This window comes from Rhodococcus sp. LB1 (assembly GCF_001583455.1).
GTDB classification, from domain to species: domain Bacteria; phylum Actinomycetota; class Actinomycetes; order Mycobacteriales; family Mycobacteriaceae; genus Rhodococcus_F; species Rhodococcus_F opacus.
Genome location: NZ_LTCZ01000301.1, coordinates 47236 through 64514 on the forward strand (window position 1 = coordinate 47236; position 17279 = coordinate 64514).

Here is a 17279-nt window from a genome sequence, read left to right on the forward strand (position 1 = left end):
TCTGCGGTTTCACAGAAGGATGAGGATATTGCAGCGGGTTTCACACAGCAGCGCACGGCGCACCAATCGCCGTGCGCTACAAACCTGGAGCGCTGGCTCACCCGAAATGGACGCCGAATCCTCGGCAATCGTTGACTTCGCTGTCCGCTGGCTCCCCTTCGGCGGCCCGCCCGCTGATGACATTCTCGTCGAGTTTGGAATCAGCATGCTGACCTTTGCTCAACGGATCGAGAAAATCCTCGTCTCAGGACGCCCCACCGGTCTGTCGCTGGCCGAGCGAAACGGGCTACGCGAAATGGTTGCCGTAGTGGGCCGCACCGCAGAACGAGGATGACTCCTGGACCGAGCGTGCGGTCCCGGGCAAGACCGACCACACTCGGAGGCGCGGACGGCCTGCGCCAACCCGCGCCGCCCGCGCTCAGTTGAGTCTGCTGGTTCGTACGGTGGTGTCCATACAGTCAAGGCGCGTGGCGGGTTTGGCCGCGCCCGCTCATCCGCTAGGGCGACACGCGGCGGCCATTGAGCAGGGACGCGTTAGCTCCGCTGTGCAGTCAACATTTCGACGTCCTTTCCGACGATGCTCACGATGCGATCCCGGTAACGGCGATCAGTGAGGTCAAGGTGGTGTCGACCTACTTCGAGGGGACCGAAACGTCCATGATCTCGCGGCTAACGCGTCCCCATCGAGGCCGAGACCACCGGTAAGTGAGTACCGCTGTCACCAGCCCGGGCGCCGTTCCAACGCCCTGACACCACATCAGGTCATGCACCCGCGTGCCGGTCACGTCGGTCGAATGGATGTCGATGCCACGTCTGAGCGGAAAAGGTGAGCGTGCTCTCCGGGAATGGTCCGGTACGCGGCCGCGGCAGAGGACATCGATACGCATAGGACCGCACTCTCCCTGCGGCTCCAACTACCGGTCTCGACTCATCTTCCGACCCTCGTATTTCGTAGAAATACCGTCACGAGGGTGGTGGAGTGCCGAGTTCGACCTCGGCGAAAACCGCGATTCTTTCCCCGCGGTCTCACGCAGTGTCGCGGCGGCGTAGTGATCGGGATTCCAGGCTGCGTGCAACTGAACACTCAGCGGGGCGACGTCTGTTCGAACCCACTCGCGCAGATTCTCGAGCTCCGGACACGCCGTTTGGTCGGACCGAACGGTCTCGGGTGGCTCGAACTTGCGCGATGCCAAGCCGACTGGGTCGTTGGAGGTCTTTGTGTCCGAAAATTCCTGCGGTGTCGCCGCACTGAACATGACTGTGGCACCGATCTGCCCACCTGAGGTCCACTCATCCAGCGTTGGGCTGCGTAGCGGGGGGTGAGTGTTGAAAGTCACTCTGAAGTTAAGCGGAGCGCATGTTCATATTACTCGGTTTGTCGTACGGTCGAGGTGTGCCCATGTCAAAGAGTCGAGCTGTGAAGCGGCATTTGCGCGCGGATGCGGTGCGGAACCGGTCGGCGATCATCGAGGCGGCCGCGGCCGAGTTCACCACGCGGGGGCGCAGTGCGGACGTGCGCGACATCGCTGCACGCGCCGGTGTGGCGATTGGCACCCTGTACCGCCATTTCCCAACCAAGGATGACCTTCTCGAGATGGTCATGCAGGACCTGTTCTCTGCATGGCAGAACGCCGGCTTGTCGAGTTGGGTGAATCATGCGGACCCGTGGACGGCCTTGACCGGGTTCATCGACGACGCCGTGCGCCGCCAGGCCACCCATGTGGCCTTGACCGAGCGGCTGGCCCGACCCTTCAGCGAACGTCAGCTCGATGAATGCGCCACTCGCGTTGCCGCCGTTGCCGAACAACTCGTGGCCCGTTGCCATGCCGCCGCGGTGTTGCGCGAAGGGGTCACCGGCGAGGACATTATTCAACTCATCATCTGCCTTGCCTCGCTCGCTGATCACAGCGAGATCGGTCGGGTAGAACCTCGAGCCGACATTCCAGCCACCAGGCCCGGTACGGACCTGCGACAACGCACTACGACGCCGTGGGTCCGCCAACTGCAAATCGGGGTCGACGGGCTTCGTCCCGTCCACGGTGCCCTCGCACCTCCGTGAGCCCCATACGTCACACCAACCGACTCGTCCCGCGCTATACCCGCTTTCACGAATCCAGCAGAAGAGGAAAACAGTGGTAAAGCTCTCCATCGTCGAGCAGGTAACAGTCCCCGCAGACGGCAACGCGTTCGACGCATTCGATGAAGCCCTGATCACCACGAAACATGCAGAAGCTCAAGGGTTCCACCGCATGTGGTTCGCCGAACACCACGCTATCGGCTCGGTCGCTTCCCACGCACCGGAAATACTCATGGCCGTCATCGCACGCGAGACCGAGCGCATCCGCATCGGGTCCGGAGCGATCCTACTGAACCACTACAGCCCCCTTAAAGTTGCCGAACTGTTCTACCAGTTGGAGGTCGTAGCGCCCGGACGGTTCGACATAGGCCTGGGCCGAGCCACCGCCGGCCCACTCGTGGACGCGGCGCTCAAACGCGACCGCGAATCCCGGCTCACTGATGACTTCTACCAGCAAGTTCAAGAAGCGCTCGCGTTCCTACGCAGAGACTTCCCAGCCGATCATCCATTCAACCAGATCCAACTGATGCCCACCGTCACCCCCCGTCCCGACCCATGGATCCTCGGTTCGTCCGGCAGCAGCGCGAACCTGGCCGCCGCGCTGGGAATTGGATACTCCTTCGCCGGATTCATCAACCCACCCGGGGCGGTCCGCGCGTTGCAGTCCTATCGCCGGGCGTTCACTCCGACCCAGTACGGCGAACAGGTCCCGCAGGCAATGCTCGGCGTGAGCGTGTTCGCCGCCGACACCGATGCGGAAGCCCACAAGATGACCTGGCCCACCCGCGCCGTCTACGCCAGCCTGGGCCGCACCAGCCCCGGACAGATCGTCGTCCCCTCGATCGACGAGGCCTCCCGCACCCTCACCACCAGTCAAAAGGATGCGCCATCCCGGATCGTCGACGGAATCTGGCCTCAGCAACTGGCCGGGCGCCCGGAAACCATCCGCAGCCAACTAACACAGATGATCGAACAAACCGGTGCTACGGAAATCATGGTGCAAAGCATCAACCCCGATCAAGAAGCCCGACGCTACTCCCACGCCCTGATCGCCGAAGCCTTCGGCCTGCGAACCAACGGGCACAAGGCGGCTATGGGCGCAGTCTGAGGCGAATACGGCATACCCAGGTCCAACTCACCCGCCACCTGATTGATCGCTGCACACTGCCCGCATTCGACTCATCGGGCCCAGCGAGATGGCCACGCGGTTGACGAACACCACCACAACTGGAACCGGAGCGAGCAGGAGTTTGGTCGGCCGTTCACGGAATTTTCATGGTCCTTACCCGCTTGCACCACCCAGTGTCGCCGACACGAGCCTCAAGCTCTGGACATAGACGGATTTCGTGCTGGCCGCTGGGACTTTGTCGGCTCAATCGAATTGCAGGCCAACGAGTCTTGCTGTTCGCGTTCCGCGCACGCCCGTCAGGGCTGCAGAGCCAACATCAACTCGAATGGAAGAAGGCAGAATCCATTGGCGATGTTCGGTGGCGTCCATGGATGTCTGCGCAATGGAAATGATCTGCGCCGATACCACTTCGTGACAGCGGCATTCATATCGTTCGACAATCCACACCCCTGAACGCCCTCCACTGCACTGCAGATGCGACAAACGCGCCTCGACTCTTGGCTCGTCACACCGAAGGTAATCTGTCCACAACGTGGCTCCCACAACCCCAAATGGCGTGCCGTTTTCGTCATTGACGCCATTCTTACGACCTCATATTTGAATCGAAATACCTACAGCAGCACCGTCTTTCTTCACGCACGAGTGCGACCCGCCCCGAAAGCAATCTGGCCGATCCATCACCAACCACCACAGTCTGTCCGGGGTCGTACTGGCCAGGTCCTCACCGAGCGTATGTGCACGATCGCCCCGAGAAACTTCTACGCCTGACGGGCCCGCCGGCTATCGAACCAGACCGTGTGGCGCGCCACCATGACCGCGGTCCTGACGTCCTACCAAGTCGAGCGTGACGGACACGGTTGGCGTCGGCCGGAGTCGCTGTACAGATCAGTGGTCGTGTCGGCCCAAATGCGACGGGAGGGCATCGCGGTCGCCCCGGTGCGCCTTACAACGGCTCATACGCGTCAACCGCTGGCACGTTGACGCCAGGTCGACGAAGGTCCGCACCACCACCCCGGACGCATCGGCGCCGCGGGCGGCGAATCAGGCGTGCTTGTTGCGGCTGATGCAGGGGAACCCGCTGCGCGGGAACATCATTAAACCGCCACGTACTACGCCACACGATGCGCCGATCAATCGCACAAACTGCCCTGCGAGCCGTAAGGCCCCGAGACGGTTTCGCGGACCGTGAGATCGTGCTTCACCCAGTTCTCCACCGCCCCGCTATCAGATAGACAATCGATGCTCGCCGAAGAAGGCGCGATACTCCTGGGCGAGGAGGTCAGGCGCCTCCGATGGGAGAAAGTGGCCTCCTCGCGGGAGCACGGTCCACCGCGCAAGGTTCACACGCCGCTCAACGGCGGCCCGCGGCATGAGCGCAACCTCCTTCGGTGCCACCGCCACGCCCGTCGGGACCGGTATCGAAGGCGCGTCTTGACGTAGCAGCGACCATTCGGTCGGCGCGGGCATACCTGTCGCGTGAACGCCCCCTCCATACTGTTCCTTGTAGAGCCGGAGCGACGAACCGATTGTATTGGTCAGCCAGTACACAGATGCCAGGCTGCACAGGAAGTCACGGCCGCGGTAGGACATCACATCGCTATTGCTGTCGCTCCAAGCCCGACGCCGAGCCCATATCCACGCCGCTGTCCCGACTGGCGAGTCTGCGAGCGCGTAGCTGATCGTCTGTGGTTCGGTGCTATGCAGCACTCGATGCGCGGTAATCAGCGGTACTGCCTCCCGATTGCGCGCGATCATCCACTTCTCGTCGGGGGCGTAGTCCTCCTGTCGCACGTCCTTGTAGTGAAACTCGGGCAACAGCAGGATGCAAAAGTGCACAGCGATCATGCGCTCGGGGTACGCATGACCGAGTTCGGCGGTGATAGCGGAGCCCAGGTCTCCGCCGGCTGCCGCGAACCGTTCGTAACCCAGGACCTCGGTCATCAGCTTCACCCAAAGGCGCCCAATTCCCCGGATGTCGAGGCCTGGGGTTCGAAGCGGTGACGAGAACCCATACCCGGGGAGCGACGGGACGACGATGTCGAAGGCCACGTCATCATTATCTCGCGTGAGTTCTTCGACTACACCACGCCAGTCCCAGAAGGTCCATGGCCAGCCGTGCGTCAGTATCAGCGGGATAGCATTGGGCCGGCCACTTCGTATGAGCATGAAATGGATCAGTACGCCATCGATCTCTACTCGGAACTGGTCGTAGGCATTCATGCGCGCCTCCGCTGCCCTCCAGTCGAAGTCGTCTGCCCAGTAGCTCACCATGTCGCGGAGCCAGCCCTGTTCGACGCCGTAGTCCCAGTCGGAATTTCCGAAGTCTCCAGGCCAGTTGGTCGCCCGTAGCCTTTGACGCAGATCGTCGATCCGTTCGTCTGGGATGTGAATGCTGAACTTTTCCGGTTCCATCACCCTCCGTAATGCCAGCCAGTAGGACTCCGAAGTTTCTTCGGAGAGGTGAAAATTCATATTCGTATTAGCATACTTCCTAGAGAGGAATATCGAAATAGGTAACGTATTTTCAGAAACAGGATCGCCGTAACGGATGGAGCAGAAACCGGCCTTCCTGCATCGATGAGGAGTTGCGGACGACATCGATCCGGCCATGCACACGCGACAGACATGATCACTGCGTGATAATCCTCTCCGGCACAGTGGGCTTCGACCCTTCCCGGCGGCAAGATGCGAACCCTGGCCGTGGTGATCGGCGGGCGTCACGCACGCGTGGAGAACTGCTACGACGAGGACTGCTACGTCGAATCGATCAACATCCGCGCCAAGCGCTCCCAACTCCCCCACCTATGCGACGTTTGCCGTACCGACGAAGGTGTCGGACATACCTGTCGGAGATTCCAGAGCAACGCTCGAGGGGGACCGCTATCCAAACGACACGGACTGGACTTCCTCGAGACAATCGCAATACCAATGATGTCGTCCGTCGGAGCACGCATCGGACCACTCCGCGCATCCGCCACTCAAATGATTTGAGCTTCTGACTCTTTGATCGGTGGATGGTGCAGGCAAGCCCCGGATGACCGGAGCCTCCTGCGTCCACGCCAATCGCAATCAACCGCTCGTGTTGGCCCGTCGATGGGCAGCATCACGCCGGTAAAGTAGCCCGCCTCGTCCGACGCCAGGAACTGCGACCAACCTACTGTCGTCTGGTAAGTGCATGTTTCGACGTCGTCGAAGGAAGATCAAGTGGTCAGGAGATGACCGGCCAGGCGACCTTCTTCAGTTCGAGGTACTCTGCAAAACCGTACTCGCCGAATTCGCGGCCGAGTCCGCTCTGCTTGTAACCGCCCGAGGGGCCGAAGGTGTCGACGCCGCCGGTTCCGCCGTTGATGAGTACTTCACCGGTGCGCAGCCGCTCTGCCACCTGGTAGCCCTTGAGCGAGTCGCGGGTCCAGATCCCTGCGCTGAGGCCGAAGCGGGAGTCGTTCGCGATTGCGATCGCGTCATCGACTGTGTCGAACGGGATGACCGTTCCGACTGGACCGAAGATCTCTTCCTGAGCGATCGTCATGTCGTTCCGGCAGTCGACGAAGAGCGTCGGCTCCACGAAGTAGCCACGCGCGAGATCGCTCGGGCGGCCACCGCCGAAGGCGACCGTACCGCCCTCGTCGATGCCCGACTGCACGCATCGTTCGACGCGATCGCGCTGCCGTGCGCTGATCAGGGGCCCTAGCACCGAGGTCGGATCGGCCGTGTCGCCGATCTTCATTCCTCCGAGGATGGCGCGCACACGCTCGACAAGCTCGTCGTGGACGCTGCGCTCCACCAGCGTCCGGGTCTGCAGGCTGCATCCCTGACCAGCGTGGAGGGTCATATGGAGGACCACCGACTGTGCCGCCGCGTCGAGATCGGCGTCGGCGAACACGATGCCGGCGGACTTGCCGCCGAGTTCGAGGACGACTTTCTTGATCGTGCCCGCGGCTTGCTGCATCACGCGTCGTCCCACATCGTCGGAACCGGTGAAACTCACGACGTCGACGTGTGGACTCGACGTCAGCTCGACTCCAGACGCCACGCCTCCGGAGACGACGTTGAGCACGCCAGGGGGCAGATCCACCTCGGCCGCCAACTCTCCGAAGATGAGACCCACCAGCGGGGTGAGCTCCGATGGCTTGAGCACGGCCGTACAGCCGGCACCCAGCGCCGGGCCGATTTTCATCAGCGCCAAGTGAAACGGGTAATTGAAGGCCGTGATGAGGGCGGCCACTCCTGCAGGCTCCTCTATCACAACGCCTTGACCCACCCGGCTGCCCAACACCGGCGGGGTGCCGCGCACCGGTTCGTGTCCGGCGACTACCCGTTCGGCCATGTCGACGAAGTGCGTCAGGCCCAGGCGGAACTGCATAGCCTCTGCGAACGCGACCGGTGACCCGGCCTCACGGACGAGCAGGTCGACGATCTCGTCCTTGCGCCCCTCGATCGACTCGGCGAGTCTCAGCAGCGCTTTGGCGCGTTCCTTCGGACGCAGCCGTGGCCATGGCCCCTCGTCGAACGCGGTGCGCGCCGCTGCTATCGCGCGGGCGGTGTCACGCGCGTCGCCGTCGACGACCGTGGCGATCACCTCCTCGGTGGAGGGGTTCACTACCGGGATGGCGTCCAGCTCGCTCTCGCTGACGACCCAGTCGCCGCGGATGAACAGTTCCCGCCGATGCGGAATCGTCTCCGACGGTGTGCGGTTCAGGATGTCGGTCACTGTGCTCCTCCTTGCGCCCCGGGTGTCGTGAAGTCGATCACGCCGCGGATCACCTCGCCGTTGTGCATGTCGTCGAACGCGAGGTTGATGTCGTCGATGGCGTATCGTTTCGTCACGAGCTCGTCCAGCTTGAGCTGCCCGTCGGCATACATGTTGAGCAGATGCGGCACCGCGGCGCGAGGTGACGTCATGCCGTACAGCACTCCCTGGATCCGCTTCTGGTACATCGAGATCTCGAATAGGTTGATGGGCGCTCCCACCGCCGCCACTGCCCCCTGCGAGGTCACCACGACGGTTCCCGCCTTCCGAATCGCATTGAACGCGTCGGCGATCTGTTGCCCCTCGATCACGCCCACTGTCACGATCGCGGAGTCGGCACCCTGGCCGTTGGTGATACTGCGGGCGAAATCGGTCGCCTCCGCGATATCCGCGAACGTGTGCGTCGCGCCGAACTCACCCGCGATCTGCCGCTTGAACGGCTGCGGGTCTACGACGATCACGTGCCCTGCTCCGGCGTGCGACGCGCCCTGCACGGCGTTCATCCCGACACCACCGGCACCCATCACTATCACGACATCGCCGGGAGAAACCTGTGCGCCGTTGACTGCTGAGCCCCACCCGGTCGGCACACCGCAGGCGACGAGGCACGCGACTCCCAGCGGCACGTCGTCACGCACCTTGATGAGTGAAGACTCGTCCATGACCTGCCACTGAGAGAACGTGCCGAGCATCGCCATCGTGCCGATGTCGTGCCCGCGGCCGCGCAGCCGGTAGCCACCGTCGAACTGCGCGCCGGTCAGGATGAGCGCACCGTTGTCGCACAGGTTCTGCAGTCCCCGCGCACACCAGAGGCACTTCCCACACGCGGGGATGAATGAAGTCACTACGTGGTCACCCACGTTCAGGGTGGTCACACCCGGCCCGACTTCACGGACGATTCCACTGCCCTCGTGACCACCACAGAGCGGCAGGTTCGGCAATGGAGTGTCGCCGGTCGCGATGTGGTCGTCCGAGTGGCACAAACCTGTCGCCACCATCTCGACGAGCACCTCGCCCGTACCCGGTCCCGCCAGGTCGAAGTCGTCGACCTCCCACTTGCCCGGCTGCTGCCAGAGTACTGCTGCGCGTGTCTTCATCGAACCGGTTCCTTCGTCAGTACGGCCGGGATGTATCCGGCGTGGTTGTCATATCCAAACGTGCAATATCTGCGTGGCCCGAAGGCCACACGTGATACGGCGATGAACGGAGATAAGGTCATTGCTTCCTCTCCAAACGGTTGCTTCGGTTGACGTCTCCTGCTTCAGGTTTGGTGGCTGCGCGTGCAGTCGGGCGCATGTGTTGCGGCGTCGGCCCTGTTGGTTTGGACGCAGAGCGTGCTGCACCCCACCGGCTTCGGTCGAGGCTTTGCGCTGATGCCTTCCGGCCGGATCGCTCTAGGAGAAGGGCGGTCCGTCGTAACACGATGAAGCAAGATCGGTCGTCAAACCATTGCCGCTTGTCCCTTTCTGGATGTTCTCGAACTCTCCGGATCCGCCCGTATAGCTGTAGATCCAGTAGCAGGAGACCGGCGGAGCCGGCTCACCCGGCGTGTAGGTCACCGGCTGAGGTAGTAGCCCGCCTAGGGTCTCGTCCTTGATCGTTCCGTAGGCATCGATCACTTGCTGACGGGTCAGACCTTCGGCAGTGTGCCCGGCGAGGGCCTTGCGGAACATTTCCAGACCCGTCCATGTGCTGGTCTGCCATGTGCCTGTGATCGGCACGTCCGGGGCGAACTCCGCCATCACGTCGCGGTATTGCGCGACCGGCGCGTCGTCGACCCACCAGGGGAACCCGTTCATCGGCCCCGTGAACTTCGCGTCCGGGACTTCGTCCAGGCCCCCGTTCACCGAACCGGATCCCACAACGAATCCGCCGGTGTAGCCCTGCTGCAGGCAGTCACTGGCCATCCGGGTGCCAGTGGCCGCGAAATCGAGCGCCATCCCGATCCACTCGGTGTCACTCTGGTTCAACTTCAGGCACTCCGCGGTGAAGCTGGGCTGCGACCCGGTCACCTTGACTGTCCCTGTGTACTTCATGTCGAGTCCCGGGGCGAGCTCCTCGGATACCTCCCCGGCCTGAGCGCAAGCCGCGACCTCGGCGCACACGGCGAACGCAAGTGACTTGCCCCCGGCCGCCGCGGCGGCCTCGGTATAGCCGGAGTGCATGTACTTGTCGGTGGTGCTCGTCGCGAAGAAATTCGGGAGAGCGCTGAACATCTTCGGATCGAAGCTCTGAGCCTCCAGGACCGCGACGTCGCTGCCCGCCAGGTAGTCCCTGAGACCACTCTCGCTCGCGCCGTCGGCGAACATGAGGGCGATCACGCCCTCCTGCTCGACGAGCTCCTTGACGGCGGTCAGTGCGGTTGCCGGTGTCGCGGCGGTGTCGCGGACGACGATCTCGACGGGTCGGCCACCGATCCCGCCCTCGGCGTTGACCCCTTTCGCCCACGCCTGGGCGACCTCTGCCGTCGGCCCCACCACCCCGGAGGCAAATCCGGTCTGGGCGACCGCGTATCCGATTTTGATCGTATCGCCCTCGGGTCCGCCAGTCGGTGCCTCTCGAGACGATGCGGCTCCAGACGATCCACCGGAACCACATGCGGTCAACAGCAACGCGCCAGCCGCCAGCGTGGCCGCGGCCCGAAGTCGTGACATTTTCATGAAATGCACCTCTCTGTGCATGGGCGCAACCTTCATTGTGTCGCGCGTCGCTCACGTTACACCGAAACTGACTATCAGAAAATGGAAATTGATGAAGGAATTATCGCAACGATTGCTTGACTTGGCCATCCTTCGTCGGAATACTCGGCGTGCATCCTTAGGTGCACCCGGGCGTGCCGTCCGGAAGTGGGTTGGCGAAGTGTGGATGCACGAGGGAGTGCAATGTGAGCAGACGAAGCCGAGGAGTCATTGTGGCGAGGCCGTTCGAACGCTGTCGTGACATCGATCTCGTTGCGGAGTCGCGCAGCTTTCTGCCGGCTCAGCACCGACGGCGCACACACGAAGGAGCTCTGCGATGAACGCCGTTCTTCCGTTCATTGTGAGCGGGATCGCCGCTGGTGCCATTTATGGCATGGCCGCCAGCGGACTCGTGCTCACCTATAAGACGTCAGGAATCTTCAACTTCGCCCATGGCGCGGTCGCTGCTGCGGCCGCATACCTCTTCTACTTCCTCACTCACGAGCTGCAGCTGCCGTGGCTTGCGGCGTTCGTGATCAGCGTCCTGATCCTGGGCCCCGCGCTCGGGTTGCTTTTCGAGGTTCTGGCCCGCTTCCTGGCACCCCAATCGGTCGCCATGAAGGTGGTCGGCACGATCGGGGTCATCCTGATCGTGCAGGGGTTGGCGCGGGTGCTCTTCGGCCCTGATCCGTTGCGGATCCCGCAGTTCCTGCCGAACGGATCCCACACGTTTCGGATGTTCGGGGTGGTCGTCACGGTTGGACAGCTGACCGTCACCGCGGTCGCTGTGGCTGCCTCGGCACTGCTCTACGCCTTGTTCAGGTTTACCCGGATGGGTGTAGCCATGCGCGCGGTGGTGGACGACTCCGACCTGGTCGGCCTGCACGGCGTCAACGCCCGCGGGGTCCGGCGGTTCGCGTGGGTCATCGGCGTGACGTTCGCGGCACTGTCCGGGGTTCTCTTGGCACCGCTGGTCGGGATCGATGCCGTGGTGCTGACCTACCTCGCCGTCCAGGCGTTCGGAGCCGCGGCGGTAGGTGCGTTCTCCAGCATCCCGATCACGTTCGTCGCGGGGATCGGCTTGGGCATCATCGCTGACGTCTCGAAGACGTACGTCCTGCAGGTCCCGTGGTTGTCCGGGCTACCGGCGAGCCTTCCGTTCATCGTCCTGTTCATCGTTCTGCTTGTGACTCCGAAGCGGAAGCTCGCGATGCCCACGGCCGCTAGCCGACGACCGCCGCTGCAATGGCGTGGTCCCTGGCGACTCAAGCTCCTCAGCGGTGTAATCGTCGTCGGTGCGCTGGTGCTACTTCCGATCTTCGACTCCTTGCGGATATCCTTCTTCACCGTCGGCCTCGCACAAGGGATCATGCTGCTCTCACTTGGCCTTCTGGTGCGCACGTCCGGGCAGATCTCTCTCGCGTCTGGGGCGTTTGCGGGCATCGGGGCGGTCGTGTTCTCGCAGTTGATGACCGACTTCGGGCTGCCATGGCTGGTCGCGGTAGTCCTCTCCGGCATCATCGTGATGCCGGTCGGAGCTCTGATCGCGCTCCCCGCGATCCGGCTGTCCACCCTGTTCCTCGCGTTGGCCACCTTCGGCTTCGGGCTGCTCGTCGAGCAGCTGTTCTACCCCACCGAGATCGGGTTCACCACGCTCGCCCAGGGCCGGATCATGCCGCGACCGCCGGGATTCGAGTCGGACTTGAACTTCTACTACGTAGCATTAGCGTTCCTGGTGGTCAGCGCTCTAGTAATGCTGTTGATCCACTCGACCCGCCTGGGCCGGGTACTGCAGGCCATGTCGGACTCGCCCACTGCGGTATCCGTGATGGGCCTGAACACGTACATGACTCGAGTCATTGTCTTCTGCATCTCGGCGTTCTTCGCTGCGATCGCGGGAATCGTCTACGGGGTCTCGGTGAACTTCGCGGTCAGTGGCGACTCCTTCTTCAGCTCATTCAATTCGCTGGTATTCCTTGCGATCCTGGCTATCGCCCCCTTCGCCTCGCCGTGGTACGCCCTGTTCGGCGTAATCCCCCTGATCGTCCAGGCGTACGCCCAGAACGTGTACACCACCTACTGGCTCAACGTCGTCTTCGGCGTATTCGCAGTGCTCACCGCGGCAGTGGGTGGGACGCCCACGATGCCGGAGGCCGCACGGAGATGGTTCGAGCGGGTCTTCGGCGGTCGTGCCACGGCCCCACCGCAAGCTGGGCCCTCGTTCACGCCGGCGAAGCTAGCAGGGCAGGTCTCCGTCGGCGACGGGTCGGGGCTACGCGTCGCTGGCCTCAGGGTGCGGTTCGGCGGCATGCTCGCGGTCGACGACGTTGCATTCGAAGCGCCGCGTGGCCGGATCACGGGCCTCATCGGGCCGAATGGTGCAGGCAAGACCACGACGTTCAATGCAGTCAGTGGGTTGAACCGAAACATCAGCGGGCAGATCAGCCTGCACGGTGTCGATGCCAGCCGCTATGGACCGGCCGCACGCGGACGACTAGGGCTGGGTCGGACGTTCCAGATTCCGCAGCTATGCGAAACGCTTTCCGTGGCAACGAATGTAGCGCTGGGCAGGGAAGCTGGTCAGGCCGGCAGCAACCCGTTCTCCCAGATCGTCGCGACGCGTGCCGAGCGCGCCACAACCCGTCAAGCGGCTTTCGAGTCGATGGAACTCTGCGGCATTACCGACCTCGCCGACCTACAGGCCGGCAGTCTGTCCACAGGTCAGCGCCGCCTCGTCGAGTTAGCCCGTGCGTTGAGCGGACCTTTCGACATACTCCTGCTGGACGAGCCGTCATCGGGTCTCGATCACGAGGAGACGGCGGAGTTCGGCCGGATCCTGCAGCGTGTGGTTCAGGAGCGCGGATGCGGCATCGTGCTGGTCGAGCATGATATGTCGCTGGTGATGGGGATCTGCGACCACATCTACGTGCTTGACTTCGGACGTCTCCTCGAAGACGGCAAGCCCGTCGAGATCGCCGCGAGCCCGAAGGTCCGCGCCGCATACCTCGGCTCCGAGGAGCTCGAACCGGAAATGAAGATCGGAGGGGCAGTGTCATGACGAACATCGTCGAGCAAAGGGTGGGCGACTCCGGCGTGGAAGGCGGACCGGCCGCCCTGAATATCATCAATCTGACCGCGGGTTACGGACGAACAACCGTACTGAGGGGCGTCTCACTCCGAGTCCCTCGAGGGACGGTCGCGGCCCTCGTAGGACCCAATGCCGCGGGCAAAACCACCCTCATGCGGGTCGCCTCCGGTCTGCTTCCGCCGATGTCCGGTTCGGTTCAGATGGCGGGGCGAGACGTGACGAGGGAGGCGCCTCATCGGCGGGCGCGCAGCGGACTCAGTCTGATCCCGGAGGGTCGGGCAGTGTACAAGTCGCTGACGGTGCGCGAAAATCTGCTAATGCAGGCGCCGCGCGGGGGCGTGGACCTAGCGATCGAGGCGGCCTCCTCGTCCTTTCCAGTACTCGGAAAACGGTTGCACCAGAAGGCGGGCACCCTCAGCGGTGGAGAGCAGCAAATGCTGGCGCTCACCGCAGCATACGTGCGTAACCCTTCGCTGATCCTTGTCGACGAGGTATCGCTGGGGCTGGCACCGATCATCGTCGACAGGATCTTCGACTTCCTCCTCGAGCTAGCCAGCCGCGGCGCAGCGCTGCTGATCGTCGACCAATACGTGACGAAGGCTTTGGGGATGGCCGACCACGCCTACGTCCTACGCCGTGGCAGCATCGTCTTCGACGGGGCACCCAACGCTCTGCTCGAAAGTGATCTGTTCGAGCAGTACCTGGGCACGGCCTGAGGGACCGGTATGGTTTGCCGCTGGTTCTGTCAGGGTTAGATGGTTCTGGCCCGGTTTCCGTGATGGCCGTGTTCTCCGCGTGTCGCCCCCGATGGGGCGCAGATTGTGAGGGATGATCTTGCTGCCGTTTCGGAAGCCGTTGCGCCCTTTGCGTTTTGCTTCCCCACCTGGTGGGTGTCGCGATCGATTCGAGTGACGTCTCTGGGGCGGGGTAAGCACTCGCGCTTCCCCACAGCCGGTGTCGGCGTCCCGCCGCCAGTGATACCTGCGAGCAAGTGCACAGCCGATACGAACGCACGGTGACCGACATCGCGATCGGGAACCGACCGAGTCGCCTCATCCTGCAGGTGCTGGCTGACCGAACACTCGCGCGTACGCCGAAGGGGCGCGCACCGGAGCCCCCAGCGTGATTGAGGTTGCCGACCGCTCGCACCTGTGGCACCTATGGCCGATGCCGTGGAGAGCACCGTTCCCGCCCAACATGATTGCCTCCGCGTCAACGCCGCAGTCGACCTCCAGCCCAGCATCGAACACACCGCCGCGGAGGATCTCCGGTGGGCCACCGAGCAGGCGCACACAGCGCACCGCGAACAATCCGTCCTCGTCGCCCGCACACAGCGCCGCTACGGGGCGGCACGGAAGATGGAACGACGGATTCACGACCGCCCTCACGCTCTTCGACACCGCCCTCACCCTCTTCGACGAGATTCGGGGGCTATCGCGGCAGCTACGCCGCCGTTCGTGACTACCTCTGCCCGTTCCGCGACGTCGGTGCCGCACCGCCGTCCACACCGACAATCGCGAAGGTTCGGCGAATTACTTGTGGATGCTGTGCCATCCCGACGACCTCACCGACGACATGCAGCTCGGACTCAAACAGGTTCTCGCCAGATTCCGGCACCTCGAGGCCACCCCGCCCACGCCCCTCGTTCGCCGGCATGCTGACCGGCCGTCACGGCGACCGTCTCAATTCGTGCATTGCGGCCGCCCCCGTCCGACGATCTGTCGCAACTGCATCGATTCGTCCGAGGACTTGAGCGCGACCACACCTCCGTCCTCAACGGGCTGACCTTGCCCTACAACTCCGGCGCTGTCGAGGGAAACGTAAATCGGATCAAATGCTCAAAAGACAGATGTGCGGACGAGCCGGATCTTCCTCCTCCGCAAGCGAATAGTCCTCAACCACTGACACACTCAGGAATCATCACGGAAAGTGGGCCAGAGCCAGGTGCGATTGACAGTGCCACGGCCGCAGTATTCACGGCCTCGACCGCGAGTGATGCCTCGCGGCGCTCTATGGGCAGGCTGAGGATAGGGGAATATATCGTTCAGTTCTTCCACCCGCCGGTCGACGAGCGAAAGACCGCCGCGAGCCGACAACTGTCCGGATCATCACCGCGTGCCGCCCGCTTCGCGGGATAGCCAATCCCACTGCCTCCACAGGGCGAGTCGGAGCTTGTAGTCGTCCTCGACGAGCCTGAGTGGATCCTCGCCGAGCAAGATCCGCAGCGGGGGCTCCTCGAGATCGACGAGCTCCAGCACCGCAGTGGCTGCCGCGGTCGGAGATCCCGTCCTGGGGAGGCGGCGCTGACCGAACGCTGGCGATTCGCGGACGACGTCGTAGTCCGGGATCGGGGTGGGCAAACGGATGGACACCCGGTCCGGGTCGGTAGCGAAGCCGCCGGGCTCGAGGAGCGTGACGCGAATACCAAACGCGGCCACCTCGTCCGCAAGCGCCTGACTAATGCCCTCGAGCGCCCACTTGGATGCGTTGTACATGCCGATGTTCGGCCAGGCGGTGACGCCGCCGACGGAGCTCACCTGCAGGATGTGCCCGGACCGCTGCGCACGCAGGTACGGGAGCGACGCCTGCGTGACCCAGATTGCACCGAAAAGATTGGTCTCGATCTGGTCGCGCACGTCGGCTTCCGACAGCTCTTCCACCATGCCCTGCTGGGGGTAGCCGGCGTTGTTGACGATCACATCCAACCGACCAAAACGCTCGTGCCCTCGGCGTACCGCCTCGAAAGCTGCGCTGCGGTCGGTGACGTCCAGCGGCAAAGTCAGCACCCTGTCGCCGTAGTCGGCAACGAGCGGCTCGAGCGAGCTCGCATCCCGCGCCGTCGCCACGACTGCGTCGCCACGGTTCAACGCCGCCTCAGCCCATTCTCGGCCGAACCCCCGAGACGTCCCTGTAATGAACCACACCTTCATTCCTTCTCCCTGCCCTGCTGCGCCTTGATCGCCGACGCCGCCTTTGGCGCGACATGAAAGGATCCCCCACGTCGAAATCGGCGATGCCGAAGATCGGGGCGTCGGCGTCCTCATTGATTGCGACGATCTTCTTCGCCGCCTGATTCCTGTCCGCCACACCCGCTGCACGTATGCGATGTTTCCGGCACCCTCCACCGCTCGGATCCTCCGACGGCCGCCCCACGATCGACGCTCACCTTCGAGCCGGCAAACGCAGGGACCATAGAACCTCTGTTGCGGTAGATAATTCGTGGCGTTGCGACACGGTTCCACCCGGACTGGTGACGGTTTCCAGGGCGTCGCCCGCGCCCACCACGAGCGCGGCCACGGTACGGCCAGCGGCGCCGCCCTCGATCGAGTTCAGCGCCGCATCCGGCCGCACCGTGGCCGCGGAATCGTCCACCGCGGCGACCAGCACCTTCCTTTAGCCGGAGGCTGCCACCTCCGTGACCAAGCTCGGTGTGGTGACGCCGCGACACGAGAGTGCCGGTCACGCAGAGGTTGTCGATTCCATCTTCCGCACACCGCAGGCGTCCGGTGCCTCCTTCACCAGCCCCACGATCCGCATTCATCCACCCTCGGCGGCGG

The 17279-nt window shown here is 63.5% G+C and carries 11 protein-coding genes; 5 read left to right on the top strand and 6 right to left on the bottom strand.

The features are described 5' to 3' along the window. Nucleotides 1-106 precede the first annotated feature (106 nt). From AZG88_RS31485 to AZG88_RS31500, 3 genes are all read left to right on the top strand, one after another. Entirely contained in the window at nucleotides 107-334 is a 228-nt protein-coding gene (locus tag AZG88_RS31485; RefSeq protein ID WP_061042550.1) for a hypothetical protein, read from the top strand. A gap of 1083 nt (nucleotides 335-1417) precedes the next feature. Then, nucleotides 1418-2059, top strand: a complete 642-nt coding sequence (locus AZG88_RS31495; protein ID WP_061700095.1) for a TetR/AcrR family transcriptional regulator — start codon at nucleotides 1418-1420, stop codon at nucleotides 2057-2059. Continuing rightward, nucleotides 2040-3185: an MsnO8 family LLM class oxidoreductase gene (locus tag AZG88_RS31500; protein WP_231914270.1), complete on the top strand. Its 1146-nt coding sequence runs from the start codon at nucleotides 2040-2042 to the stop codon at nucleotides 3183-3185. Before AZG88_RS31495 ends, AZG88_RS31500 begins: the two co-directional genes overlap by 20 nt. 1245 nt (nucleotides 3186-4430) lie before the next feature. Here AZG88_RS31500 and AZG88_RS31505 read toward each other — a convergent pair. From AZG88_RS31505 to AZG88_RS31520, 4 genes are all read right to left on the bottom strand, one after another. Further along, entirely contained in the window at nucleotides 4431-5678 is a 1248-nt protein-coding gene (locus AZG88_RS31505) for an epoxide hydrolase family protein (protein WP_061042553.1), read from the bottom strand. A gap of 736 nt (nucleotides 5679-6414) precedes the next feature. After that, nucleotides 6415-7917 (bottom strand): aldehyde dehydrogenase family protein, encoded by a 1503-nt coding sequence (locus AZG88_RS31510; RefSeq protein ID WP_231914271.1) that lies wholly within the window; start codon nucleotides 7915-7917, stop codon nucleotides 6415-6417. Next, the gene (locus AZG88_RS31515) at nucleotides 7914-9053 is read right to left on the bottom strand and encodes an NDMA-dependent alcohol dehydrogenase (RefSeq protein WP_061042554.1); all 1140 of its coding nucleotides are present in this window, start codon (nucleotides 9051-9053) and stop codon (nucleotides 7914-7916) included. The genes AZG88_RS31510 and AZG88_RS31515 overlap by 4 nt, the downstream gene beginning before the upstream one ends. A gap of 297 nt (nucleotides 9054-9350) precedes the next feature. Further along, complete coding sequence (locus AZG88_RS31520) at nucleotides 9351-10616, bottom strand: ABC transporter substrate-binding protein (RefSeq protein WP_179443176.1); 1266 nt, start codon at nucleotides 10614-10616, stop codon at nucleotides 9351-9353. A 355-nt stretch (nucleotides 10617-10971) separates the two neighbouring features. Between AZG88_RS31520 and AZG88_RS31525 the strand changes: the two genes are divergently transcribed. Next, on the top strand, nucleotides 10972-13692 hold the full coding sequence (locus AZG88_RS31525; protein WP_061042556.1) for a branched-chain amino acid ABC transporter permease/ATP-binding protein: 2721 nt from the start codon (nucleotides 10972-10974) through the stop codon (nucleotides 13690-13692). Next, nucleotides 13689-14438 (top strand): ABC transporter ATP-binding protein, encoded by a 750-nt coding sequence (locus tag AZG88_RS31530; RefSeq protein WP_061042557.1) that lies wholly within the window; start codon nucleotides 13689-13691, stop codon nucleotides 14436-14438. Before AZG88_RS31525 ends, AZG88_RS31530 begins: the two co-directional genes overlap by 4 nt. A gap of 1392 nt (nucleotides 14439-15830) precedes the next feature. Here the strand turns inward: AZG88_RS31530 and AZG88_RS31545 are convergent. Then, nucleotides 15831-16652: an SDR family NAD(P)-dependent oxidoreductase gene (locus tag AZG88_RS31545; protein ID WP_061042560.1), complete on the bottom strand. Its 822-nt coding sequence runs from the start codon at nucleotides 16650-16652 to the stop codon at nucleotides 15831-15833. A gap of 232 nt (nucleotides 16653-16884) precedes the next feature. Beyond that, nucleotides 16885-17109 (bottom strand): hypothetical protein, encoded by a 225-nt coding sequence (locus AZG88_RS31550; RefSeq protein WP_061700098.1) that lies wholly within the window; start codon nucleotides 17107-17109, stop codon nucleotides 16885-16887. Nucleotides 17110-17279 lie beyond the last annotated feature (170 nt).